The sequence below is a fragment of the Sphingopyxis sp. QXT-31 genome, from assembly GCF_001984035.1.
Classification (GTDB): domain Bacteria; phylum Pseudomonadota; class Alphaproteobacteria; order Sphingomonadales; family Sphingomonadaceae; genus Sphingopyxis.
This window is the reverse complement of the sequence record NZ_CP019449.1, coordinates 957,908-981,958: the sequence shown is the minus strand read 5'-3', so window position 1 is coordinate 981,958 and position 24,051 is coordinate 957,908. Positions and strand designations below refer to the sequence as shown.

The following is a 24,051-nucleotide window of genomic DNA, read 5'->3' as shown; positions in this document are numbered from 1 at the left end:
TCGGTGGCCTTTTGAAACGCGACAAGACAGCAAGGATCAAATGATGGCAAGCGGCCCCACCTCGAACAGCTTCATCTCGCAGCGGCTGAAGCTCCACTATGCCGATTGGGGTAATGAAGACGCACCCCCACTTTTGCTGGTGCATGGCGGGCGCGACCATTGCCGCAGCTGGGACTGGGTCGCCGAGAAATTGCGCGACCGCTATCATATCATCGCGCCCGACCTCCGCGGTCATGGCGACAGCGCCTGGTCGCCCGACGGCAATTACGAGATGGGCGCCTTCGTCTATGATCTCGCGCAGCTGATCCATCAGCTCGACCTCGCGCCGGTAACGATTGTGTCGCATTCGATGGGCGGCAATATCTCGACGCGCTACTCCGGGCTGTTCCCCGACAAGGTGAAGAAGCTGGTGTCGATCGAGGGCCTCGGCCCCTCGCCGGCGGTGCAGGAGGAACGGGGCAAGACGCCGTTCGACGAGCGCATGCGCCAGTGGATCGAGGACAAGCGCCAGGCCGCGGGGCGCCAGCCCAAGCGATATGCAACGCTCGACGACGCGCTGGCGCGGATGGCGGCGGAAAATGCCTATCTTACGCCCGAACAGGCGCGGCACCTGACTATCCACGGCATCAACCGCAACGAGGACGGCAGCTGGAGCTGGAAGTTCGACAATTATCTCAACATCTGGACGATCTTCGACATGCCGCAGGAGGAGCTGCACAAGCTGTGGGCGAAGATCAGCTGCCCGACGCTGTTACTCTATGGCGCCGACAGCTGGGCGTCGAACCCCGAAAAGGACGGGCGCATCGAGCATTTCGGGAACGCGAAGGTCATCGAGTTCGAAAATGCCGGTCACTGGCTGCACCACGACCAGTTCGACCGGTTCATGTCCACGCTAGACGATTTCCTCTAAAGGTCATCGGGCTCGCGCAGCGTTGCGCGGTCCGGGTGGCGCAATGACTTACACGGGGCAGGTTTCGAACGGACAGCGTGTGATCGCCGGCGGCGGCGCCCTCCTCGGCCTGCTTGTCGTCGGGCTGGGGCTGGCGAGCGGGCTCGACCTGAGCGCGGTGCGCACGGCGAGCGAGGCGATCAGCGCGATTGCCCTTCCCGCTCCCAAGTCGCCCGAGCCGATTTCGGTCCCGACCGAAACACCGTCGGACAAGGCCGCGGGCGCCGCTTCGGCGGCCAACCGGAACGCCAAGGCCACATCGGTCGTCGCCCCCAAGCCTAAACTGCCTCCCCCCGTTCCGCCGCCAGTTGCCGCGGCGCCCAAGCCCGGCAGCGCCAGCGACGCTTCGGCGGGCGCTGCGCCGGTCGCGGGGCCGGGATCGGGCGCTGCCGGACGCGGCGACGGGCTCGGCGCGGGCGGATCGGGGAGCGGCAGCGGTGGCGGCACCCGCCCCGCCTGGCGCAGCGGTACCATCGAGGATCGGGACTATCCGCGCGAGGCGCGCCGTGCGAAGATCGGCGGCGAGGTCGAGGTGCGCTTCACGATCGAGGCGACGGGGCGCGTCACCGGTTGCCGCGTCAGCAAATCGAGCGGCGACGCCGCGCTTGATGCCGCGACCTGCCGGCTGATCGAGGAGCGCTTTCGCTTCAAACCGGCGACCAATGCTGGGGGAATCGCCGTGGCCAGCAGCTATGGCTGGCGCCAGACCTGGTGGCTGGAACACCGCTAGAGCGCGTTATCGCCCAAAAAAACGCGCCATAAAAATGCGACAATATCGCGAATGATTATCAATATGCGTTGACAGTGCGAACGACTCTCAATAGCGGCGCCCTCGAACAAACCAGAAGGGGGTTTACCGTGAAACCATCGACGTCCGCATCTTTCCTTGCGCTCTCCTGCGTCGGAAGCCTGATCAGCGCCCCGGCGTTCGCCGCCGAAGCTGACGCCGCGCAGGATGCGCCCGGTGGCCGTAACGAGATCATCGTTACAGGCACGCTCGCGACCGAAGTGGAATCGCCCAAGTCTACGGCTCCCCTCGTCGACACGCCGCAGACGGTCACCGTGATCTCGCAGGAAACGCTGCGCCAGCAGAACCTCCTCACCTTGCGCGATGCGCTGCAGACGATCCCCGGCATCACCTTCGGCGCGGGCGAAGGCGGCGGCGGTTATGGCGACTCGATCAACCTGCGCGGCTATTCGGCGAACAACGACCTGACCGTCGACGGCGTGCGCGACAGCGCGCAATACAGCCGCACCGACCCGTTCAACCTCCAGCAGATCGAAGTCTACAACGGCGCCAACTCGGTCTTCAACGGATCGGGCAGCGTTGGCGGGACGATCAACCTCGTCAGCAAGATCCCGTTCGCGCGCAACGCGACGACGGTGCAGGCGGCGGTCGGCACCGATAACTATTACCGCGGCGCGGTCGATACCAACTGGCGCATCAACGAACTGATCGCGGTGCGCCTGAACGCTATGTATCACGAGAATGACGTACCCGGCCGCGACGTCGAGAGCTTCCAGCGTTGGGGCGTCGCGCCGTCGATCACGATCGGCGTCGACAGCGACACCAGCCTGACCCTCGCCTATAATCACCAGGACGACGACAATGTCCCGATCTTCGGCGTGCCCTTCTATCTCAGCGGCGTCAACGATGGCCCGCTGCCCGGCGTCGATGACAGCGACTATTTCGGCATCGTCAACCTCGACGAACAGAAGACCAAAGTCGACCGCCTGACCGCGACGTTCCGCCATGCATTCAGCGACAAGGTGTCGATCCGCAACCTGACCCGCTGGCAGCGCGTCGCGCAATATAGCCAGACGAGCGCGCCGCAGGGCGTCTTCTGTCTCGCCAACGGGCTCCAGCCGATCGGCAACGGCCCGAACGCCACCGTCGGCCTCCCCTGCCCCGCCGGGCAGAACACCCCCGGTTTCTATTATCCGGCGGGTCCGCGCGGGCTGGTGCGCGACCAGGTCAACGACCTGCTCCACAACCAGACCGACCTGACGATCCTGAGCGGCGCCAAGGGCGGCTTCTTCAACACCCTCGTCATCGGCGTTTCGGCGACGCAGGAAGATTATTCGATCGAGACGGCGCAGCTCATCCGCAACCCAGGCGGCGCGACGCCGAACCCGGTGCTGCCGCCGATCAGCCTGTCGAGCCCGAACACCGTCTACACCGGCCCGGTCAACTATATCCGCACCGGCAACAGCTATGGCGATACCCGCAACCTCGCCATCTACGCTTTCGACACGGTCGAAATCTCGCCGATGTTCGAATTGAATGCCGGCGTCCGCTATGAAAGCGTCCGCACGGTATTCCGCGCCGACACGGTGACCACGCCGGCAACCGGCACTGTCTATACGCGCGGTGTCGATCAGGTCAGCGACGAGAATCTCTTCTCCTATCGCTTCGGCGCGGTGTTCCACCCGGTCGAAAATATCAGCCTCTATGCCGCCTATGGCAATGCGAAGACGCCGACCTCGGCCACCGTGCGCGCCGGTTGCGGCCTTCCCGCCGCAGCGCCGGGAGCGGCAGACCCTTGCGCGGTCGCGCCGGAAAAGGCCCGGACCTTCGAAATCGGCGCCAAGGCCGAACTGATGAACAAGAAGCTGCTGCTGACCGCCGCGCTCTTCCGCAACGAGCGCACCAACTTCCGCACCCCGTCGAACGACCCTTCGCTGCCCAATTCGCTGCAGGTTCTCGACGGCAAGTCGCGCGTCGACGGCGTCGCGCTGGGCATCACGGGCAATGTCACTCCCGAATGGGCGATCTTCGCCAACTACACCTATCTCGACAGCAAAGTGCGCCAGAGCGTGTCGGACTATTGCCTGGCCAACCCCGATCCGCAGCCGCTGACCATTCCTCCGCGCCCTCCGTGCAACAACAATGCCGCCATTCGCGATCCGCAGGCGGGTGACCAGTTGATCCAGACGCCCAAGCATTCGGGCAGCCTGTTCACCACCTATGTGTTCCCCTTCGGGCTGCAGGTGGGTTATGGCGTGACCTATCAGGGCAAGTTCGCGACGAACCAGCGCAACATCGCGCAGCGCACCCAGTTCATGGTCGACGATTATCTGATCCACCGCGCGTTCGTGTCGTACGACTTCAAGAACGGCCTGGTGGCCCAGCTCAACGTTTCGAACCTGACGAACGAGGAATATTACACCGGCGTGCGCAACAATGTCGGCGCAGGCGCGGTCGCTCCGCTTTCAAGCGTCACGCCCCCGCCGGGCACAATTACCGGCGGCGCCGTCAGCGGTGGCTGGGCGACCCCGGGCGATGCACGCTCGGCCGTGTTCAGCCTCTTCTACAACTTCTGATCGACGAGGGCGGGCGCGGCGATTGCCGTTCCTGCCCTTTTCGCTCTAGAAGCGCTGCATGATCCGGATCATTCCCGATGTGCTCGACGCCGACGGCGTCGCCAGGCTGCGCGCCATCCTCGACGCTGCGCCGTGGGTCGACGGCAACGAAACGTCGGGTCCGCAGGCCGCGCTCGCCAAGCACAATCAGCAGCTCCCCGAATTTGGCGAGGCGGCGGCCGAGGCCGGGCGGATCGTGCTCGACGCGCTGGGCCGCGTGCCACTGTTCATGGCGGCGGCGCTGCCGCTCAAAATCTACCCGCCCTTTTTCAATCGCTATTCCGGCGGCGACAAGTTCGCCGACCATATCGACAACGCCATCCGCATGCGCCGTGGCAGCGATTTTCGTATCCGCAGCGACCTGTCGGCGACGTTGTTCCTCTGCGATCCGGGCAGCTATGAGGGTGGCGGGCTGGTGATCGAGGGGATGGCGGAGGCGCCGGGAATCAAGCTTCCCGCCGGGCATCTGCTCCTCTACCCCTCGTCGACCGTCCACCGCGTCGAGCCCATCACTGCGGGGACCCGCGTCGCCAGCTTCATGTGGATCCAGTCGATGATCCGCGACCAGGGCCAGCGCGACCTGCTCTTTGACCTCGACATGGGCGTGCAGGGCGCCGTCGCCCGGCTGGGTCAGGGCGATCCGGCGGTGGTCCGCCTGACCGGCGTCTATCACAATCTGCTGCGCCGCTGGGCCGACGCCTGACCATCATCTAGTCGAGCATCGCGGCCCAGGCGCGCGAGACATGTTCGCGGCCGTTGGCGAGGATGCAGGCGGCGAGCTCCTGCTCGTCGGCTAGCGCAACGCCCGCCTCGGCGCCGAGCACGGTTAGCGCGGTCGCCCAGCCGTCGGCCATCGTGCAACTGCGGTGCAGCACGGTAACCGATCGCACCCCATTGACGATCGGGCGTCCGGTGCGCGGGTCGAAGCTGTGCGAATAATGCTGCCCGTCGATATCGAGCCCGCGGCGATAGTCCCCCGAGGTCGCGGCCGACAGGTCGTGGAGCGCGACGCGCCAGCCGGCACCGGGCCAGGAGGGCGGCACCTCGACGTCGACCCACCAAGGCTGGCCGTCGGGGCGGATGCCCTCGCCGCGCAATTCACCCCCGACCTCGAGCAGGAAATGGCGCACGCCGTTTGCGAGCAGCCATTCGGCGGCGAGATCGACGCCATATCCCTTGGCGATGCCCGAGAGGTCGAGGAGAGCGCCGTCACCGCGGCGGATGCGCCGCACGGCGGGTTCGAATTCGAGGCCGCTTTGCGGCGCAGCGGTTTCGGGGATTGCATCAACGGGTCCAGCCGCGCCAAAGCCCCAGGCTTCGCTGAGTTCGCCGAGCGTCAGGCTGAACGCGCCTGCACTGCGATGGCCGATGTCGACGCCCGCTGCGAGGACTTCAGCAAATTCGGCGGGGATCGCCTGCCACTCGCCCGGTGGAGCGCGGTTGAAGCGCGCGAGGTCGGACTTGGACTCCCACTGGCTCATCTGCGCGACCACGCGATCGAGCGCCGCCTGCACGCCCTCGCGCGTTCCCGCGGGCGGCGCGACGGCGTGCAGGGACCAGTCGGTCCCCATCGTCTGTCCGGCAAAGCTTTCGATGATTGCCCCGGCGTCATGCCCGGCGAAAGCGGCGGGCGTGAGCGCGCGGGGGATCAGGATGCGGTCGGTCAGGGTGCGAGCACTTCCAGCGTCGTGACATAGCTTGCACGGCGCTGCGGCGCAGCACCTGTCGGCGGCGGACCTTCGCCCTCGCCTTCGGTCCGCGGGGTGGTGACGTTCACCCAGTACATCCCGGGCTCGGCCCAGTTGAGCACGACTTTGCCCTCGCCATCGGTCTTGAGCGTTTCTTCGCCGAGGTCGTCGCGGTAGCGGATGCCGCCGCGGATCACCGTCACCGGCAGGCCCGCGCCGGGCTTGCCGTCGAGCAGGAACTGGAAGGTCGCCGCCTCGCCCGCGATCAGGTCGTTGGGGTGGGTGACGGGGACCAGCTCGATGCCCTTGCCGGTCGGCTTGAACAAAGTGTCGGTCGGCTCGCCGACGGTCACGAAAATCTCGTTGCGGTTGTTCGATTCGGCGGTCTGGACGTTGGTCGCGCCAGCGGGGATGCGTTCGGCGAGGTTCGCGGTCGTCGTGCCGCGCGGCAGGCGCTCGGTCTTGCCGTTCAAATCATAGCTGCCCATCACGCCGTCGACCGCCGAGGCGATCTTCCACGTGCCCTTCTGCGTGAGGTGCACGTCGAAGGTGCTGCGATAGCGGCCGGTCGCCTTATTCTCGATCGTCGCTTCGGTGCCGTCGGGCGCCCAGGCCTTCATCGCGTCGAGGCGCAGCGGCTGGTGCTCGAAATAAAAGAGGTCGTTCGACACCGCGGCGTCGACGGTGACCCAGACGTCGTCGCCCGACAGCACGGTCGAGGACGGCATCATCCACTGACGGTGCGCATTGGCGGGAACCGCGCTCATCGCCGCGAGCGCGGCAGTCGCCGCAAAACCCCAAAGCTGCTTTTTCATCGTCCTGCCCTCTTCTGATCGATCAACGGAAAGAAATGGAAACGGCGCCGAGCTCGGCCTTGCCCGCGGCCTTGCCGCCGGCGCCGGCCTTTCCCGGCCAGGTGAAGGGGATGCGCAGCATCTCGCGCCCGCCGACTTCGCGCGCGGCTTCGACCACCAGCACATATTCGCCCGCCGCCATCGCGCCGAGCTGCGCGCGGGTGAAGCTGATCTTGTGCGCGCCCGGCGCGCGGGTGGCGCCAGTGATGCCGTTGGCGGGGAAGGTCATCGAACGGCCCGAGACGCGCCACCACTGGCGCACGTCGCGCAGCCATTTGGTGCCCTCATTGGCCTTCATGTCATGGTCGTACCAGACCGCGACGGTCTTGGCCTTGGCGCCCGCCTTCTCGACCCAGAAAGCCACATAAGGCTTGTGATATTCGGCGACCTTCAGCCGCGGGATGTTGACCGTGACGTCCATCGTCGACGGCGCGGCGGCAAGCACGGGAACGGCAAGCGCCGCGCTGAGCGATCCGCCGATGACGAGCGCGCGGGGAGAAGGCTGCATGGTCATACTCCTAATGAATGAAGACAATGGCGATGGCGGCGGGGATCGCGAGCCCGGCACCGACGAGCGGCCAAGTGCTCTTGCGCTTCGCGGCGTGGAGCCACAGCAGGAACAGCCCGGTGATCCCGAAGACGAGGCAGGCGAAGGAGAAGATGTCGATGAACAGGCTCCACTCGCCGCCCGAATTGCGGCCCTTGTGGAGATCGTTGAGATAGGAGATCCAGCCGCGGTCGGTGACTTCGCCGGTCACGTCGCCCGTCGCGCGGTCGATATCGACCCACGCGTCGCCGCCGGGGCGCGGCGCGGGCAGATAGACATTTTCGGACGCCCATTCGGCCTCGCCGCCGGCCTTGACCGGGAAATTCGCCTCGACCCAGTCGGCGACGGGTCTGGGGAGCGGTCCCTTGGCGTCGGCAGGTTCTGCCCTGGTCAGCTGCGCGAGTAGCGCCGACGGGATTTGCGCCGTCTTTTCGGTGACGACCGGCGAACCCTCGATGTCGGCGGCGTGATTGAGCGTGAAACCCGTCACTGCGAACAGTATCAGCCCGATCAGGCTGACCGCCGAGCTCATCCAGTGCCACATATGAAGCTGCTTGAGCCAGAAGGCCTTGCGGCTCTTCCTGGTCGGGGCCGGACGGGACTTGGTGGGAGCGTGCATGAATTCGTTCTGATGATGGCGTTGCGCCGCCACTATCGAGAGTGATTCGCAATTACAACAACTAATCCCTCTTTTCAGCCATTTTGCGGCAAGCGCCTTCTAGAGGCTCGGCAGGTCGAGCCCCTTTTCGCGGGCGCAGTCGATCGCGATGTCGTAGCCGGCATCGGCGTGGCGCATCACCCCGGTGCCGGGATCGTTCCACAACACGCGTTCGAGCCGCTTCGCCGCCTCGGCCGTACCGTCGGCGACGATTACCATGCCGCTGTGCTGCGAATAGCCCATGCCGACCCCGCCGCCATGGTGCAGCGACACCCAGGTCGCACCCGAGGCGGTGTTGAGCAGCGCGTTGAGCAAAGGCCAGTCGGACACGGCATCGGTGCCGTCCTTCATCGCCTCGGTCTCGCGGTTGGGCGAGGCGACCGAGCCCGAATCGAGATGATCGCGGCCGATCACCACCGGTGCCTTGAGTTCGCCGGATGCGACCATTTCGTTAAACGCGAGGCCCAGGCGGTGGCGGTCGCCGAGCCCGACCCAGCAGATGCGCGCGGGCAGGCCCTGGAAATGGATGCGCTCGCGCGCCATGTCGAGCCAGTTGTGGAGATGCGCATTGTCGGGCAGCAACTCCTTCACCTTGGCATCGGTCTTGTAAATGTCCTCGGGATCGCCCGACAGCGCAGCCCAGCGGAACGGCCCCACGCCGCGGCAGAAGAGCGGACGAACATAAGCAGGGACGAAGCCCGGGAAGTCGAAGGCGTCGGTCACGCCCTCGTCGAAGGCGACCTGGCGGATGTTGTTGCCATAATCAACCACGGGCAGCCCCGCGGCCTTGAAATCGAGCATCGCGCGGACGTGCACCGCCATCGACGCCTTGGCCGCCGCAGCAACCGCGGCGGGGTCGCTCTCGCGCTTCGAAAACCACTCGTCGAGGCTCCAGCCCTGCGGCAGATAGCCGTTGACCGGATCGTGCGCCGAGGTCTGGTCGGTAACTAGGTCGGGGCGCACGCCGCGGCGCACCAGTTCGGGATAGACGTCGGCGGCGTTGCCGAGCAGGCCGACCGAAATGGGGGTCTTCGACGTCGTCACAATCTCGAGCGCCTCGTCGAGGCTGGTCGTCATGCGATCGACATAGCCGGTTTCGAGCCGCATCTCGATCCGGCTCGGCTGGCATTCGACCGCCAAGCACGAGGCGCCGGCCATCGTCGCGGCGAGCGTCTGCGCACCGCCCATCCCGCCGAGGCCCGCGGTGAGGATCCATCTGCCCGACAGGTCGCCGCCATAATGCTGGCGCCCCGCCTCGACGAAGGTTTCGTAAGTGCCCTGCACGATCCCCTGGCTGCCGATATAGATCCAGCTGCCCGCGGTCATCTGGCCGTACATCATCAGCCCGGCCTTATCGAGCTCGTGGAAATGTTCCCAATCGGCCCATTTGGGCACGAGGTTCGAATTGGCGAGGAGCACGCGCGGCGCATCGGCGTGCGTTTTGAACACGCCGACCGGCTTGCCCGACTGGATCAACAAGGTCTCGTCGCCCTCGAGCCGCTTCAGCGTCTCGACGATGCGGTCATAGCTTTCCCAGTCGCGCGCGGCGCGGCCGATGCCGCCATAGACCACCAGTTCCTGCGGCGCCTCCGCGACGCGCGCGTCGAGATTGTTCATCAGCATGCGCAGTGGCGCTTCGGTCAGCCAGCTCTTGGCCGAGAGCTCGGTTCCGGTCGCGGCGCGGATGTGGCGGCTGTTGTCGAGACGGGTCATGGGCGTCCTTTCGCAAAATCGAGCACCGCGGCGAGGATGCGGGCGAGGTCGGTGCGCAGCCCGGCGGCGCGGCCGTCGTCCCACGCGGGAGCACGGCCCTCGGCAAGCGGGCTTTCGTCGAGATAGGCGCGCATCGCGGTTTCCATCTGGATCGCGTGCACGCCGCTCTCGGGCTGGCCATAGTGGCGCGTTGTCCAGCCGCCACGAAAGCGCCCGTTGAGCACCGACCAGCGCGGCCCGCATTCGGCGATCACCGCGTCGCTCAATGCGATATCGCAGGTCGTGCCGTTGTCGGTGCCGACGTTCAGCTCGGGCAATTCGCCGTCGAACAGGCGCGGCACGACGCCGCGGATCGAGTGGCAGTCGTAGAGGACGACGCGCGAATGGCGCGCGCGCAGCCGCTCGATCTCGTTGGCGAGCGCGGCGTGATAGGGCTGGTGGTATGCGAGGCGGCGCGCTTCGACATCGGGCGCGGTGCCCTCGTTGTAGAGCGGCACACCGTCGAAGGTTTCGGTGGGGCAGAGCCCGGTCGTCGCCTGCCCGGGATAGAGCGAGACGCCCGACGGGTCGCGGTTGCAGTCGACGACGCTGCGCGAAATGTCGGTCCACACGAAGGTCGCATCGACCAGCCCGTCGTAGAGGCGGCGGATGTGCCAGTCGGTGTCGAGCAGCGCGAGGTCGCGCGAGCGGAAGGCCGGAAGATATTCCTCGGGTATCTCGGTGCCGCCGTGCGGGAAAGCGAGGATCAGCGGCGTATCGGCGCGCTCGACGTGGAGCCAACTCATGCCGCGAGCCCCGGTAGCTCGTCGACGAGATCGACGAGTTGGCCGCTGCTTACCATCGCCTGCGCCGCGGCGATATCGGGCGCCATATGGCGATCCACTTCGAGCGTCGGCACGGACGCGCGCAGCAGGCCGCGCACGCGTTCGATCACCGCGCTCGACTTGAGCCCGTCATGGAAATCGCATCCCTGCCCCGCCGCGAGCAATTCTATGCCAAGGATCGCATCGACATTCGCCGCCATCTCGATGAGCCGCCGCGCGCCGTGCGCCGCCATCGACACATGATCCTCCTGGTTCGCCGATGTCGGGATCGAATCGACGCTCGCGGGATAGGCGCGCTGCTTGTTCTCCGAGACCAAAGCGGCGGCGGTCACCTGCGGGATCATGAAGCCCGAGTTAAGCCCCGGCTTGGCGACAAGGAAGGCGGGCAGGCCCGACAGTGCCGGGTCGACGAGCATCGCGGTGCGGCGTTCGGACAGGCTGCCGATCTCGCACAAGGCCATCGCGATCATGTCGGCGGCGAAGGCGACGGGTTCGGCATGGAAATTGCCGCCCGACAGCGCTTCGTCGGTGTCGGGGAAGATCAAGGGATTGTCCGAGACGCCATTGGCCTCGATGAGCAAGGTCGCCGCCGCCTGCCGCAGCAGGTCGAGCACCGCGCCCATCACCTGCGGCTGGCAGCGCAGGCAATAAGGGTCCTGCACGCGCACATCGCCCATGATGTGGCTGGCGCGGATTTCGGAGCCCTCCATGAGCGCGGCGAGCGCCGCGGCGGTCTCGATCTGCCCCCTATGTCCGCGCAGCGCGTGGATGCGCGGGTCGAAGGGCGTGTCCGACCCCTTGGCAGCCTCGGTCGACAGGATGCCGGTGACGAGCGCACTGCCGTGAAGCCGCTCGGCCTCGAACAGCCCGGCGAGCGCGTAGGCGGTCGAAAATTGCGTGCCGTTGAGCAGCGCGAGCCCTTCCTTGGGGCCTAGGATCAACGGTTCGAGCCCGGCATCGGCGAGCGCGATCGCCGCGGGCACGCGCGCGCCGTCGACGAAAATCTCGCCCTCGCCGATCATCGCCGCCGCCATATGCGACAGCGGCGCGAGGTCGCCCGAGGCGCCGACCGAACCCTGCGCGGGGATCACCGGGATCAGATGGCGGTCGATCATCGCCTCGAGCAGTTCGATCGTCGCCGGGCACACGCCCGAAGCGCCGCGCGCGAGGCTCGCGAGCTTGAGCGCCATCATCAGCCGCGCGATCCGCTCGGGCATCGGCGCGCCGACGCCCGCGGCATGGCTGAGCACGATATTGCGCTGGAGCGTTTCGAGGTCGTCGGCCTCGATCCGCACAGTCGCCAATTTACCGAAGCCCGTGTTGATCCCATAGGCCGCCTCGCCGCGCGCGAGGATACGCTCGACGGCAGCGGCGCTCTCGGCGATGACCGCACGGCACTCGGGCACCAGCCGCACCGGCGCGCCGGTATAGATCTCGCGCCAGTCGGCGAGGCTGATCGATCCGGGGGTCAGGTGCATGTTCCGTCCTTGATGCGCGTATGAAGCGGATTGAAGCCGATGCGGTAGACAAGCTCGGCGGGCTCGCTCGTGTTCCAGATCGCGAAGTCGGACGCTTTGCCGGGTTCGAGCGTTCCGATCTCGCCCTGCAGGCCGAGCGCGCGGGCAGCATTGATGGTGACCGCGCGCAAACATTCGATGACCGACAGCCCGAACAAGGTCGCGCCCATATTAAGCATCAGCAGCAGCGAGGTCGTCGGCGAGGTGCCGGGGTTGCAGTCGGTCGCGAGCGCCATCGGCACGCCCGCGTCGCGCAGCGCCGCAACCGGCGGCTTTTTCGTCTCGCGCATGAAGTAGAAAGCGCCGGGCAACAGCACCGCGACGGTCCCCGCCTCGGCCATGGCGGCAATGTCCGCCTCGTCGATATGTTCGAGATGATCGGCCGACAGCGCCTCGTAGGAGGCGGCGAGGCTTGCCCCCGCAAGGTGCGACAATTGCTCGGCGTGGAGCTTGACCGGCAGGCCGGCGACCTTGGCGGCATCGAAGACGCGCGCGATCTGCTCCGGCGAAAAGCCGATGCCCTCGCAGAAGCCGTCGACCGCGTCGGCTAGCCCCCCCGCGGCGGGGATGATCTGCTCGCAGACCAAATCGACATAGGCGTCGGCATCGCCCTTATATTCGGGCGGAACGGCATGCGCGGCGAGCAAGGTGGTGGCGACGCGCACCGCGCGCGCCTGCCCAAGCGTCCGCGCGGCGCGCAGCATCTTGATCTCATCGTCCATGGTCAGGCCATAACCGGACTTGATCTCGACCGTCGTGACGCCCTCGGAGATCAGCGCGTCGAGCCGCGGCAAGGCGCTGGTGACCAGCGCGGCCTCGTCCATTTCGCGCGTCGCGCGCATCGTCGAGACGATGCCGCCGCCCGCCCGCGCAATCTCTTCATAGGTCGCGCCTTCGAGCCGCATCGCCCATTCGTTGGCGCGGCTGCCGCCATGGACGAGGTGGGTATGGCAATCGATCAGCCCGGGGGTGAGCAGCCGGCCCTCGCAATCGATGGTTTCGGTAGCGGCGGGCGCTTCGGCAGCGGGTCCAACCCACGCGATCCGTCCATCGCGGACGCTGATCGCACCCTGCTCGACCAGCCCCAGCCCGTCGCCGGTCAGCGTCGCGAGTCGCGCATTTGTCCAGAGTCGATCCATGGCGCCAACTTGCCAGCTTGGATTATTATGTCTAGACATAATATCGGACAGACGAGGAGCGAGGCATGACGACACTCTGGTTCGAGCGGGCACTCCTTCCCGAAGGCTGGGCCGACAGCGTCCGCGTGACGCTCGATACCGGGCGGATTTCCGCAGTCGAGACCGGCGCCACACCGCGGCCCGACGACGGGCGCCACGCCATCGCCCTCCCCGGCCTCGCCAATCTCCACTGCCATGGCTTCCAGCGCGGCATGGCAGGCCTGTCCGAAACGCGCGGGCGGCCTGACGATGATTTCTGGAGCTGGCGCGAGATCATGTACCGCTTCCTCGACCGGCTGACGCCCGAGGACATCGCCGCGATCAACGCGCTCGCCTTCGTCGAGATGATGGAGAGCGGCTTCACCCGCGTCGCCGAATTCCATTATCTCCACAACGACGCTGACGGGCGCCGTTACGCCGATCCCGCCGAGATGGCGGGCGCGGTCATCGCCGCCGCCAACGAAAGCGGCATCGGCCTCACCCTCCTCCCCGTCTTCTACGCGCATGGCGATTTCGGCGGTGCGCCGCCCGCGTCGGGCCAGCGCCGCTTCCTCTCGGACGTCGATGGCTTCGCGACGCTCGTCGAGGTGAGCCGGACGAAGTTGCCCGCCGACGCCGCTTTCGGCATCGCGCCGCATTCGCTGCGCGCGGTGACCGCGGAGGAACTCGCCGCGATCCTGCCGCTCGCCGAGGGCGGCCCGATTCACATCCACGCCGCCGAGCAGATGCGCGAGGTCGAAGCCTCGCTCGCGTGGAGTGGGCAGCGCCCCGTCGAATGGCTGCTCAACAACGCCGATATCGACGCGCGCTGGTGCCTCGTCCACGCGACGCATCTGACCGACGACGAATGCGACCGCCTTGCCGCGAGCGGCGCGGTCGCGGGGCTGTGCCCGGTGACCGAGGCGAATCTCGGCGACGGCATCTTTCCCGCGGACCGCTATCTCGCGGCGGGCGGAGCGATCGGTATCGGGACCGACTCGAACATCCTGATCGACGCCGCGGGCGAGCTGCGCGCGCTGGAATATAGCCAGCGCCTCCGCGACTGCCGCCGCGCCATGCTCGGCAGCGAGACGACACCCTCGATCGGCGAGCGGCTGTTCCGCGAGGCGCTCGCGGGCGGCGCACGGGCGACGCACGCGGGGACCGGCATCGCGGTCGGCCAGCCCGCTGACTTCTTCACGCTCGCGGCGGACGATCCGATCTTCGCCGGCGCCGACCAGCGCACGATCCTCGACCGCTGGATCTTCGCGGCGCGCACGCCCGTCATCGACGGCGTGTGGCGCGCTGGGCGCGAGTGGGTCGCGGGCGGGCGCCATATCGCGCGCGATGTGGTCGCCGCGCGATACTGCACGGTGGTCGAAGCGCTGCTCGCATGAGTTTCGACGCGCGCATCCGCGCCGCGATCGAGGGCGATATCCGCAGCGGCGCGCTGCGCCCCGGCGACCGCCTGCCGTCCGAGCATGAGCTCGCCGCATACCACGGCTGTTCGCGCGCGACGGTCAGCAAGGCAATGGCGGCGCTGCACCGCGCCGGACTGATCGAACGTCGGCGCAAGGCGGGGTCGTTCGTCGCCGACCAGCATGTCCATTCGGCGGTGCTCGAGGTGCCCGACCTCGAACAGCTGATCGCCGCGCGCGGCCACGCCTATCGCTGGCAATGCCGCGAACGTCGGCAGGCTGGACCGGAACTGCACGTCGAGGGGCTCCATTTCGAAAACGGCACCCCCCTCGCCTTCGAAACCCGCGCGATCACCGTCGCGACCGTCCCCGACGCCGCGGTCGAAAGCTTCACAGACGTCGCGCCCGGAACCTGGCTGCTCGCGCATATCCCCTGGACGTCGGCGCGCCACCGCATCCTCGCGGCGGGCGCAACCCCCGACGAGGCCGACGCGCTCGGCGTCCCCGCCGGCACCGCCTGTCTGATCCTCGAGCGCAGCACGTGGCGCGGCGAGGCGCTGGTCACCACGGTGCGCCAGGTGTTTCGCGGCGACATGTTCGACATGGTCGCGCATTTCGAACCGAGCCGGGGCTGAGCCCCCTAGCGCGCCATCCGCGCTTCCCACGCCAGCACCGTCGCTCGGAGCGCCACTGCGTCGTGCAACGCATTGTGTGGCACCGCGCTCGGCACCCCGGGGCCGATGATATCGGGATCGACCAGTTCGAAGCGCAGGCTCCGCACCGGCTTCATATAGCCCGGCCCGGTGATCAGCAGCCGCGCCGCGAGCGCGATATCCTCGGGCCAGTCGGCGACGAGCAAGGGCGCGGGATCGTTCATCAGATAGGCCGCGAACAGGTCGCGCACCGCGTCGCGCGGCCGCGGCTCGATGCCCAGCACCGGCAGCGCATGGACGCGCACCCAGTCCGTCGGCTGGTCGATCGCGATCGCCGCATAGAAAGGCGCAAACGCGTCATCTTCCGGCACGAGCGCGATCGAAATCAGCTCGCCGCAGAAACCATTGAATTCGGTATCGAGGAAATAGCGCATCGCCCGGGTCTAGCGGGTGGAGGGCGACACGCAAGGACCAGGTGGCGGAGACGGAGGGATTCGAACCCTCGGTACGGTTCCCCGTACGACGCTTTAGCAAAGCGTTGGTTTCAGCCACTCACCCACGTCTCCGCATGGTCCATCGCGCTAACGACAGGCTGGCCTAGGCGGGTCGCTATAGCCAGCCGTCTCGCGCCCCGCAACGCCTAACATTGCCCTTTTTCGACGCCGCCGCGTCAACCGGTCGCGCGATGCGATTCGGTCTGGCGCAAAATCGACTCGGGTCATCGCCGGTTCATTGCCCGCGCGCCAATCCGAGTCATGGTAAACGCGTGCCCGGACGGGTTTCGCGTCCACGGCCCGAGATTTGGGGGGATAATATGCGTTCATCGATCACCAACTTCGTCCTGGCGGCGGCGGCGTCGCTCGGCTTCGCGCTGTCGGCGCTGCCTGCGGCGGCGCAGATGACCGAGATCGATCCGAACACCGCTATCGACGCCGACCTCAACAACCCCGCCCCGCCGCCACCGCCCGCCACCGACACGGTAACCGGCAGCGACACCGCGTACGACAGCGACCTCGCGACCGGCGACGACCAGGTCACCGTCACAGGCGACACGACGGTCACATCGGATACCGGCACCGTCACCAACGCCGCGCCCGCGGGCACGACCTACAAGAAGGACGATCTGATCGGCGCCGCCGAGGGCGTGTTCGGCAAGGGCGCGCAGGGGCTCGCCGGGCTGATCGAGGATGTGCTCAAGAAGCAGGGCGAGCCCAATGCCTATATCGTCGGCCGCGAGGCCGGCGGCGCGCTCGTCCTCGGGCTGCGCTACGGCTCGGGCACCTTGTTCCACAAGGTCGAAGGCGAAAAGCCCGCATACTGGACCGGCCCGTCGATCGGCTTCGACGCGGGCGCCAACGCCGGCAACACTTTCGTGCTCGTCTACAACCTGTTCGACAGCGAAGACCTCTACAAGCGCTACCCCGCGGGCGAAGGCGCTGCCTATCTCGTCGGCGGCTTCAACGCCTCGTACCTGCGTCGCGGCGATGTCGTGCTGATCCCGATCCGCGTCGGCGTCGGCGCGCGGCTGGGCGCCAATGTCGGCTATATGAAGTTCCGCAAGAAGCAGAACTGGATGCCCTTCTAAAGCGCCCTTCCCCCTTGGACGCTGCGAACGCCCGTGCCTGACCGCGCGGGCGTTTTGCTGGGGGCCTAGTTCATGATAGGCAGGGGTCATGCTTCAACCGGCACGGCTTTTCAGATTGGGAATGATCCTCCTGGTGGTCGCGATCATCCGCGCCGTCGCGTTTCCGATTGTCGAACCGCTCGACAGGAGTGATCCGGGCCTGGCATTCCAGCTGTACAGCTATTCCGTGTTGATCTGGGTGCCGGCCCTCGGCCTGATTGCCCTTTCGGCAATATTGCCGCTGTGGCTTCGCGTCATTCGCTGGGTCGAGGGCCGCAACTGACCGTTTGAGGCGCGGACATTACTCTCCGTCGAAGGCGATCAGCGTCTCGCACGCCAGACCTGCCGCGCTCAGCCGCTGCGAGCCACCGAGATCGGGCAGGTCGATCACGAACAGTGCCGCCGCGACCTCGGCCCCGACATTGCGCATCAGTTCGGCGGTCGCGAGGATCGTGCCGCCGGTCGCGAGCAGGTCGTCGACCAGCACGACGCGGTGACCCGGCAGCACCGCGCCTTCGTGCAGTTCCAGCCGGTCGCTGCCATATTCGAGCTCGTAATCGACGCCGATGGTGACGCCGGGCAGCTTTCCCGCCTTGCGCACCGGGACGAGGCCCAGCCCCATCATCGTCGCCATCGCCGCGCCGAACAGGAAGCCGCGCGCCTCGACCGCGACGATCAGGTCGGGGCGGTATTCGGCCGCGCGCACGGCAAGACGCCGCGCGGCTTCGGTAAAGCCGGCGGCGTCGCCGATCAGGGTGGTGATGTCACGAAACTGGATGCCCGGCTTCGGAAAGTCGGGGATGGTGCGGACGAGAGCCGCGAGGTCCAGGTCGGGAGCGGGAGGAAGGGCGATCATGGGTGACGCGCCCTTCCGTGCCCGATCAATGCTTCTTGTCGGCCCAGATATTACGGTACGACAAATAGGTCAGCGTCGTGAACATCGCGATGAAGAGCAGCACGGCCCAGCCGGTCCACACGCGCTTCACCAGATTGGGTTCGGCGGTCCAGACGAGGAAGGCGGTGACGTCGCGCGCCATATGCTCGACGTCGTTCTTGCTGCCGTCGGCGAAGGTCACCTGACCGTCGTTCAGCGGCTTGGCCATCGCAAGGTTGAGGTTCGCGAAATAGGGATTGTAGTGCAGCCCCGTGCCCGGCTTCAGATCGGCCGGCAGGTTCGCCGGCGGGTTCTGATAGCCGGTCAACAGCGAATAGACATAGTCCTTGCCGCCTTCGCGCGCCTTGGTGATCAGCGACAGGTCGGGCGGCAGCGCATTGTTGTTCGCCGCGCGCGCCGCCGTCTCGTTCAGATAGGGCGACGGAAAATGATCCGACGGCAGACCGGTCCGCGTCGCCACTTCGCCGGTGTCCGGATTGACCGACGGGATAGTGTCATAGCTCTTGGCGAAGCTCTTCACCTGGCCCTCGGTATAGCCGAGGTCCGCGATGTTGCGGAAAGCGACGAGGTTCAGGCTGTGACAGGCCGAGCAGACTTCTTTGTAAACCTGCATCCCGCGCTGCAGCTGGGCCTTGTCCCAGTGCGGGAACAGGCCGTCGCTGGTCAGCGCGAGGTGGCGCGGGTCCTTATGGATCTCATGCGCGACATTGGGCTCATTCGTGAGCGGCGTCGTCAAGATCGCGAGCACGAGCGCGGTGATGAAACCGAGTCCGACGAGAAAACCGAGCGGGCGAACCATGGCTGTATCAGCTCCTATTAAAGTCCGGCGCTCAGGCCGTGGCCGCCGACGATTTGTCGGCATGCTTGGCGAGAACCGCCTCGGTGATCGAATTCGGCATCGGCAGCGGACGTTCGATCCGCGAAACGATGGGCAGGATCACCAGGAAGTGAGCGAAATAATAGATTGCGCCGATCTGGCTGAAGATCACCCACGGCTGTTCCGCCGGCTGCATGCCGCACCAGCCCAGCAGGAACACGTCGGCGACGAGAACCCAGAAGAACCAGCGATAGATCGGACGATAGGTCGACGATTTGACCGGCGAGGTGTCGAGCCACGGCAGGAAGAACAGCACGGCGATCGACGCGAACATCGCGATGACGCCCCACAGCTTCGCGTCGATCCACAGGAAGTTGAAGGTGAACGCCTTCAGGATCGCGTAGAAGGGCAGGAAATACCATTCGGGAACGATATGCGCCGGGGTCGAGAGCGAATTGGCCGGGATATAATTGTCGGCATGGCCCAGCATGTTCGGGCTGAAGAAGGTCAGCGCCGCAAAGACGAACAGGAACACGCCAAGTCCGAAACCGTCCTTCGCGGTGTAATAAGGGTGGAACGGGACGGTGTCCTGTTCGTCCTTCACCTCGATGCCCGTCGGGTTGTTGGACCCCGGAATGTGCAGCGCCCAGATGTGGAGGATGATGACCCCCGCGATCACGAAGGGCAGCAGATAGTGCAGCGAAAAGAAGCGGTTGAGCGTGGCGTTGTCGGGTACGAAGCCGCCGAGCAGCCATTCGCGCACCGGTTCGCCAACCAGCGGGATCGCCGAGAAGAAGCCGGTGATCACCTGCGCGCCCCAGAAGCTCATCTGCCCCCACGGAAGGACATAGCCCATGAAGGCGGTCGCCATCATCAGGAGGAAGATCACGACGCCGAGCAGCCACACCATCTCGCGCGGCGCCTTGTACGATCCGTAAAAGAGGCCGCGGAAGATGTGGAGATAGACGACGATGAAGAACATGCTCGCGCCGTTCATATGCGCGTAGCGGAGGAACCAGCCGGCGTTCACGTCGCGCATGATATGCTCGACCGAGTTGAAGGCGACGCCCGCATTGGCGGCATAATGCATCGCCAGCACGATGCCGGTGATGATCTGGATCGCCAGCGCGGCGCCGGCGAGAACGCCGAAGTTCCAGAAATAGTTGAGGTTGCGCGGCACCGGATAGCCGGCGCCGATGGCGTTATAGACGAGGCGCGGCAACGGCAGCTTCTCGTCCAGCCACACCATCAGCGGCTGCTTGGGTTCGTAATTCTTGGCCCAGGGAAAGCTCATCTTATCTCGCTCCTCAGCCGATCGTCACGACGGTGTCGCTGGTGAATTCATAGGGCGGCACGACCAGATTCTTGGGTGCCGGGCCCTTACGGATGCGCGCCGCGGTGTCGTAGTGCGAACCATGGCACGGACAGAAATAACCGCCGAAGTCGCCCTTGTTCTCGCCCTCGGCCGCGCCCAGCGGCACGCAGCCGAGGTGGGTGCAGACGCCCAGAGTGATCAGCCAGTTTTCCTTGCCCGGCTTGGTGCGCTGGTCGATCGTTTCGGGATCGCGCAGGTCGCCCAGCGGCACCGCCTTGGCTTCGGCGATTTCCTCGGCCCGCAGGTTGCGCACGAACACCGGCTGCTTGCGCCAGCTGGTCTTGATCGCCTGACCGACACCGATCGCCGAGATGTCGATTTCAGTGGTCGACAGCGCGAGCACGTCCGCCGACGGGTTCATCTGGTTGACCAGCGGCAGGACCACCGCGACCGCGCCTACGCCGGCAAAGCTGACCGCTGCGATATTGATAAAGTCGCGGCGGCGCACGCCATCTTCGACGACTGCGCTGTGTTCGGATTCACTGGCCATTCGATTGCCCTTGTATGGCTGAACTGACAATTTTCCCGGATTTTTCGGCCGCCCGCAGCACGCGCACGAAATGGCGCGTCCCGGCGGCCCCTCCGGGAATTGCGGGCCTGATAGCCGCACATCCGGGGCTTGCCAACAGGCAATTTCCCCTTTGCGAACCGGTCGCAGACAGTGTCTGCACAGCCCTCGATTTGCGCGCTTTTGCGCTCTATGGAGCATCCATGGAAATCGCCCTGTTTCAGCCGGATATTGCGGGCAATGTCGGGACCACGCTGCGCACCGCCGCCTGCCTCGGCACGCCTGCGCATATCATCGAGCCGTGCGGCTTTCCCTTTTCCGACGCGGCGCTGAAACGCGCGGGCATGGATTATGCGACGCGCGCCAATGTGACGCGCCACGCCGATTGGGCCGCCTTCACGGCTTGGGCGGCCGGCGCGGGCAAGAGGATCGTGCTGCTGACCACCGCCGGCGCAACGCGCCTGCCCGATTTCGACTTCGGTCAAGGCGACGTGCTGTTGCTCGGCGCAGAATCCTCGGGTGTTCCATCCCACGTTCATGACGCCGCGGCGGCGCGGGTCTTGATTCCGATGCAGGAGGGCTTTCGCTCCTTGAATGTCGCGGTCGCGGCTGGCATCGCGCTCGCCGAGGCGCTCCGGCAGACGAAAGGCTTTCCCACATGATTTCGCTCGACCCCCAACAACAGGCCGCACGCGAGTGGTTCGAGTCGCTGCGCGACCGGATCTGCGCCGAGTTCGAGGCGATCGAGGCCGAGGCCGGCAGCGACGCGCGCTTCGCCTACACCCCGTGGGACCGCGAGGCCGAAGGGCTGGAGCCGGGCGAAGGCGGCGGCGGCGTGCGCGGGGTGATGACGGGCAAGGTCTTCGAAAAGGTCGGCGTCAATGTGTCGACCGTGGCGGGCCAGTTCGCCCCCGATTTCGCGGGGTCGATCCACGGCGCTGGCGAGGACCCTAGTTTCTTTGCGACCGGAATCAGCCTCGTCGCGCATATGGCCAACCCGCATGTGCCCGCGGTGCATATGAACACGCGCTTCCTGGTCACGACGCGGCGCTGGTTCGGCGGCGGCGCCGACCTCAATCCGCCGATCGAATATGCCAAGGATACCGACGCCTTTCACGCTCGGCTGCGCGCCGCCTGTGCGCCCTTCGGCCCCGACGTCTATCAGCGCTACGCCAAATGGGCCGAGGATTATTTCTACATCCCGCACCGCGGGGTGCATCGCGGGGTCGGCGGAATCTTCTATGACCATCTCGAATGCGGCGACGATGCCGAGTTCGATCGCAATTTCGCGTTGACGCAGGCGGTCGGCGAGGCGTTTCTCGATATCTTCCCGCAGATCGTGCGGCGCCGCATGGGCCTGCCCTTCACCGAGGCCGAGCGCGAAGAACAGCTGATCTGGCGCGGCCGCTACGCCGAATTCAACCTCGTCTACGACCGCGGCACGCTCTTCGGGCTCAAGACCGGCGGCAATATCGACGCGATCCTGATGAGCCTGCCGCCGCTAGCCAAATGGAGCTGAACGAAAAAGGGCGCCCCGGTTTCCCGGAGCGCCCCTTTTTGGCAGCCCGCTAGCTATCAGGCGAAGACGTCGCCCGAAGACCGCGCCCCGAGCGCCCGATAGACGCCGACCGGCATCGAGAAGGACAGCATCAGAATCGGCAAATAGATGACCGCCGCGGAAATCACCATCGCGACGATCGCCGCCCCGACCGATCCGCCGGCAAGGCCGCCCAGGATCGCGCCGAAGATCATGCCGACGACGAAGCCGTAAACGACCATCAGGATCGTGAAGATCAGATAGAAGCCGACGATGATCCATTGCGAAGCCTGGGTCAGTTTCCAAGATTCGCTGAGCCCGGTGATCGGGTTGCGGGTCAGGCGGTCCGCCATGACCGGGCCGGCGACGATGAAGCGCCCCTGCACCCAGAGCATGAAGACGATCAGGGCAATGTACAGGATCGCGCCGATCACCAGCGCCCCGCCGCCCACGGCGCCGGCGTTCATGCCGCCGCCGCCAAAACCGCCCATGCCGCCGAGCGCGGCGCCGAAGATCAGCCCGAAAATCAGCATCACGATGAAGATGACGATATAGGCGGCGATGAACACCACGAGCATCCCGAATGCGAAGGCCGGCCCGGCCTGGAGTGCCCAGCCGAAGTTGGGAGCCTCACCCGGATGCAGCCCGCCGCGCCAGATCAGCATGCACGCGGCATAGAGGATGACCATGGCGATCAGTCCGAACAAGCCGATCTTGCCGAACGCGCCCATCATGATCGTGGGATCGTTGGGAGCCATCGCCAGAGCGGTGAAGGTCGATCCGAGCAAGAGATAGCCGAGCAATCCGACCACCAGCATCGCACCGCCGACCCATATCAGCATCTGCATCCAATTGGCCCGCAGAAACGCGAAGGTTTCCGAAAAGGCCGCACCGATACTCATCTTGACCATGATTTTTCCCCCTTTTGTTGAACCTGCTTTCAATCCTTCTTTTGCGTCCCGAGCTTTCTGGTTAACCGATTACCGGCCCGTTGGCGAACTTTTCTCGACGTTACGGAAAGCCCGCAGTTCCCGCCCGAGGGTCAGGAGAAGATGTCCTTGCCGTCGCCGCTCGCCAGCTGGCGATAGGTTGCCGCGACGATCGCGGTGGTCACCAGGCCGCTGACGGCGGCGACGCTGGCCTCGACCAGCCCGGTCAAGATGCGCCCGACACCCTCGCCCGTGCCAGCGACGATCGCGACCACGCCGCCGAGCATGATCGCGACGATCAGGACGACCAAGGTGACGAGGAACAGGAACAGGCAGATCCGCCAACCATTGCCCCGGGTGAGCTGCCAGCTCGTCTGAATGGCGGCGATCGGGTTGTACAGGGTCTTGTCGGTCAGCGCGGGCGAGATGACCGCGAGCCGGCCCCAAAGATAGAGCAGTATGGCGACCAGCGCGATCCCCCCGACGAACAGCAGCAGCACCGAAATCGCGCCGCCGCCCGCGGCGATGCCGGGCATGATCAGCAGCACCGCGCCAAGGCCGAGCCCGACGCCGAGGATGAGCTGGATCGCGATCATCGTCGGGACCATCTTGAGCGCGAAGACCAAAGCGTCGCCGACGCTCGTCCCGGTGCGCGACAGCCAGAGCCGCAGGATGCCGACGCCGCCGATCGCCGCGATCACGCTGACCAGCACCTGGTACGGCGCCGCCTGCATCGCGCTGGTGCGCGCCGCGGTCATGATCTGCTCGAAGGTCGCGGTGTCGGCGGGCTCGATCGGCACCGGCCCGAACCAGCTGACAGCAAGCGTCGGAAGAAACAGGAAAACCGCCGCGACGGTGGAAGTCAGCGCGATATGCGACTTCAGCAAGACCATGCTGTCGTCCCACGCCGCGCCCAAGTCGAATTTCGGCATCGATACCCCGTTGTTCTTATGATGTCGTGGCGCGGGAGAGTGGCCGCGTCGGCGCCGCTTGTCCAGCCCTGTCAGGGATTTAGCGACCGCCCC

At 66.2% G+C, this 24,051-nt stretch carries 25 protein-coding genes and 1 tRNA gene; 10 read left to right on the top strand and 16 right to left on the bottom strand.

Annotated elements, in window-relative coordinates; genetic code table 11:
* The first annotated feature begins 40 nt into the window (after window positions 1-40).
* From BWQ93_RS04845 to BWQ93_RS04830, 4 genes are all read left to right on the top strand, one after another.
* Window positions 41-910 (top strand): alpha/beta fold hydrolase, encoded by an 870-nt coding sequence (locus tag BWQ93_RS04845; protein WP_077029532.1) that lies wholly within the window; start codon window positions 41-43, stop codon window positions 908-910.
* Between the two features lie 43 nt (window positions 911-953).
* Window positions 954-1,679 (top strand): energy transducer TonB, encoded by a 726-nt coding sequence (locus tag BWQ93_RS04840; protein ID WP_077029531.1) that lies wholly within the window; start codon window positions 954-956, stop codon window positions 1,677-1,679.
* Between the two features lie 128 nt (window positions 1,680-1,807).
* Window positions 1,808-4,273, top strand: a complete 2,466-nt coding sequence (locus BWQ93_RS04835) for a TonB-dependent receptor (RefSeq protein WP_077029530.1) — start codon at window positions 1,808-1,810, stop codon at window positions 4,271-4,273.
* A gap of 58 nt (window positions 4,274-4,331) precedes the next feature.
* Window positions 4,332-5,015, top strand: coding sequence for a Fe2+-dependent dioxygenase (locus BWQ93_RS04830; protein ID WP_077029529.1), 684 nt, complete (start codon window positions 4,332-4,334; stop codon window positions 5,013-5,015).
* A 7-nt stretch (window positions 5,016-5,022) separates the two neighbouring features.
* Here BWQ93_RS04830 and BWQ93_RS04825 read toward each other — a convergent pair whose 3' ends face one another.
* The 8 genes from BWQ93_RS04825 to hutI form a co-directional block, all read right to left on the bottom strand.
* The gene (locus BWQ93_RS04825; RefSeq protein WP_077029528.1) at window positions 5,023-5,883 is read right to left on the bottom strand and encodes an FAD:protein FMN transferase; all 861 of its coding nucleotides are present in this window, start codon (window positions 5,881-5,883) and stop codon (window positions 5,023-5,025) included.
* A 92-nt stretch (window positions 5,884-5,975) separates the two neighbouring features.
* Window positions 5,976-6,815, bottom strand: coding sequence for a DUF4198 domain-containing protein (locus tag BWQ93_RS04820; RefSeq protein ID WP_077029527.1), 840 nt, complete (start codon window positions 6,813-6,815; stop codon window positions 5,976-5,978).
* 22 nt (window positions 6,816-6,837) lie between these two features.
* The gene (locus BWQ93_RS04815; protein ID WP_077032206.1) at window positions 6,838-7,362 is read right to left on the bottom strand and encodes a DUF2271 domain-containing protein; all 525 of its coding nucleotides are present in this window, start codon (window positions 7,360-7,362) and stop codon (window positions 6,838-6,840) included.
* A 10-nt stretch (window positions 7,363-7,372) separates the two neighbouring features.
* Entirely contained in the window at window positions 7,373-8,020 is a 648-nt protein-coding gene (locus tag BWQ93_RS04810) for a PepSY-associated TM helix domain-containing protein (RefSeq protein ID WP_077032205.1), read from the bottom strand.
* 99 nt (window positions 8,021-8,119) lie between these two features.
* On the bottom strand, window positions 8,120-9,772 hold the full coding sequence (gene hutU, locus BWQ93_RS04805) for a urocanate hydratase (RefSeq protein ID WP_077029526.1): 1,653 nt from the start codon (window positions 9,770-9,772) through the stop codon (window positions 8,120-8,122).
* On the bottom strand, window positions 9,769-10,557 hold the full coding sequence (gene hutG, locus BWQ93_RS04800; protein ID WP_077029525.1) for an N-formylglutamate deformylase: 789 nt from the start codon (window positions 10,555-10,557) through the stop codon (window positions 9,769-9,771). The genes hutU and hutG overlap by 4 nt, the downstream gene beginning before the upstream one ends.
* On the bottom strand, window positions 10,554-12,074 hold the full coding sequence (hutH, locus tag BWQ93_RS04795; RefSeq protein ID WP_077029524.1) for a histidine ammonia-lyase: 1,521 nt from the start codon (window positions 12,072-12,074) through the stop codon (window positions 10,554-10,556). The genes hutG and hutH overlap by 4 nt, the downstream gene beginning before the upstream one ends.
* A complete protein-coding gene (hutI, locus tag BWQ93_RS04790; protein ID WP_077029523.1) occupies window positions 12,065-13,252 on the bottom strand; it encodes an imidazolonepropionase in 1,188 nt (395 codons plus the stop codon). The genes hutH and hutI overlap by 10 nt, the downstream gene beginning before the upstream one ends.
* 65 nt (window positions 13,253-13,317) lie before the next feature.
* Here hutI and BWQ93_RS04785 point away from each other — a divergent pair, with 65 nt between their 5' ends.
* Both BWQ93_RS04785 and BWQ93_RS04780 read left to right on the top strand, forming a co-directional pair.
* A complete protein-coding gene (locus BWQ93_RS04785) occupies window positions 13,318-14,667 on the top strand; it encodes a formimidoylglutamate deiminase (RefSeq protein WP_077029522.1) in 1,350 nt (449 codons plus the stop codon).
* On the top strand, window positions 14,664-15,323 hold the full coding sequence (locus BWQ93_RS04780; protein ID WP_077029521.1) for a UTRA domain-containing protein: 660 nt from the start codon (window positions 14,664-14,666) through the stop codon (window positions 15,321-15,323). The genes BWQ93_RS04785 and BWQ93_RS04780 overlap by 4 nt, the downstream gene beginning before the upstream one ends.
* Window positions 15,324-15,328: 5 nt before the next feature.
* On the opposite strand, the gene BWQ93_RS04775 is transcribed toward BWQ93_RS04780, so the two are convergent.
* Both BWQ93_RS04775 and BWQ93_RS04770 read right to left on the bottom strand, forming a co-directional pair.
* The gene (locus BWQ93_RS04775; protein ID WP_077029520.1) at window positions 15,329-15,775 is read right to left on the bottom strand and encodes a hypothetical protein; all 447 of its coding nucleotides are present in this window, start codon (window positions 15,773-15,775) and stop codon (window positions 15,329-15,331) included.
* A gap of 42 nt (window positions 15,776-15,817) precedes the next feature.
* A tRNA-Ser gene (locus BWQ93_RS04770) sits at window positions 15,818-15,907 on the bottom strand.
* A gap of 248 nt (window positions 15,908-16,155) precedes the next feature.
* Here BWQ93_RS04770 and BWQ93_RS04765 point away from each other — a divergent pair.
* Both BWQ93_RS04765 and BWQ93_RS04760 read left to right on the top strand, forming a co-directional pair.
* A complete protein-coding gene (locus BWQ93_RS04765; RefSeq protein WP_077029519.1) occupies window positions 16,156-16,926 on the top strand; it encodes a DUF1134 domain-containing protein in 771 nt (256 codons plus the stop codon).
* A gap of 121 nt (window positions 16,927-17,047) precedes the next feature.
* The gene (locus BWQ93_RS04760; RefSeq protein WP_077029518.1) at window positions 17,048-17,248 is read left to right on the top strand and encodes a hypothetical protein; all 201 of its coding nucleotides are present in this window, start codon (window positions 17,048-17,050) and stop codon (window positions 17,246-17,248) included.
* An 18-nt stretch (window positions 17,249-17,266) separates the two neighbouring features.
* On the opposite strand, the gene BWQ93_RS04755 is transcribed toward BWQ93_RS04760, so the two are convergent.
* From BWQ93_RS04755 to petA, 4 genes are read right to left on the bottom strand one after another with little or no spacing between them, the layout of a single operon-like run.
* Window positions 17,267-17,821, bottom strand: a complete 555-nt coding sequence (locus BWQ93_RS04755) for an adenine phosphoribosyltransferase (protein WP_077029517.1) — start codon at window positions 17,819-17,821, stop codon at window positions 17,267-17,269.
* A gap of 25 nt (window positions 17,822-17,846) precedes the next feature.
* Window positions 17,847-18,659, bottom strand: coding sequence for a cytochrome c1 (locus tag BWQ93_RS04750; RefSeq protein WP_077029516.1), 813 nt, complete (start codon window positions 18,657-18,659; stop codon window positions 17,847-17,849).
* Between the two features lie 31 nt (window positions 18,660-18,690).
* The gene (locus BWQ93_RS04745) at window positions 18,691-19,971 is read right to left on the bottom strand and encodes a cytochrome b (RefSeq protein ID WP_077029515.1); all 1,281 of its coding nucleotides are present in this window, start codon (window positions 19,969-19,971) and stop codon (window positions 18,691-18,693) included.
* A 13-nt stretch (window positions 19,972-19,984) separates the two neighbouring features.
* Window positions 19,985-20,542 carry a ubiquinol-cytochrome c reductase iron-sulfur subunit gene (gene petA, locus BWQ93_RS04740; RefSeq protein WP_077029514.1) on the bottom strand — a complete coding sequence of 186 codons (558 nt, stop codon included), beginning with the start codon at window positions 20,540-20,542 and terminating at the stop codon, window positions 19,985-19,987.
* A 221-nt stretch (window positions 20,543-20,763) separates the two neighbouring features.
* Here petA and BWQ93_RS04735 point away from each other — a divergent pair, with 221 nt between their 5' ends.
* Together BWQ93_RS04735 and hemF are read left to right on the top strand one after the other, a co-directional pair.
* Window positions 20,764-21,222 (top strand): tRNA (cytidine(34)-2'-O)-methyltransferase, encoded by a 459-nt coding sequence (locus BWQ93_RS04735; protein WP_077029513.1) that lies wholly within the window; start codon window positions 20,764-20,766, stop codon window positions 21,220-21,222.
* Complete coding sequence (gene hemF / locus BWQ93_RS04730; RefSeq protein ID WP_077029512.1) at window positions 21,219-22,079, top strand: oxygen-dependent coproporphyrinogen oxidase; 861 nt, start codon at window positions 21,219-21,221, stop codon at window positions 22,077-22,079. The genes BWQ93_RS04735 and hemF overlap by 4 nt, the downstream gene beginning before the upstream one ends.
* A gap of 56 nt (window positions 22,080-22,135) precedes the next feature.
* Here the strand turns inward: hemF and BWQ93_RS04725 are convergent, their stop codons facing one another.
* Entirely contained in the window at window positions 22,136-23,008 is an 873-nt protein-coding gene (locus BWQ93_RS04725; RefSeq protein ID WP_077029511.1) for a hypothetical protein, read from the bottom strand.
* Window positions 23,009-23,139: 131 nt separating this feature from the next.
* Window positions 23,140-23,958, bottom strand: coding sequence for a hypothetical protein (locus BWQ93_RS04720; protein ID WP_077029510.1), 819 nt, complete (start codon window positions 23,956-23,958; stop codon window positions 23,140-23,142).
* Window positions 23,959-24,051: the final 93 nt, after the last annotated feature.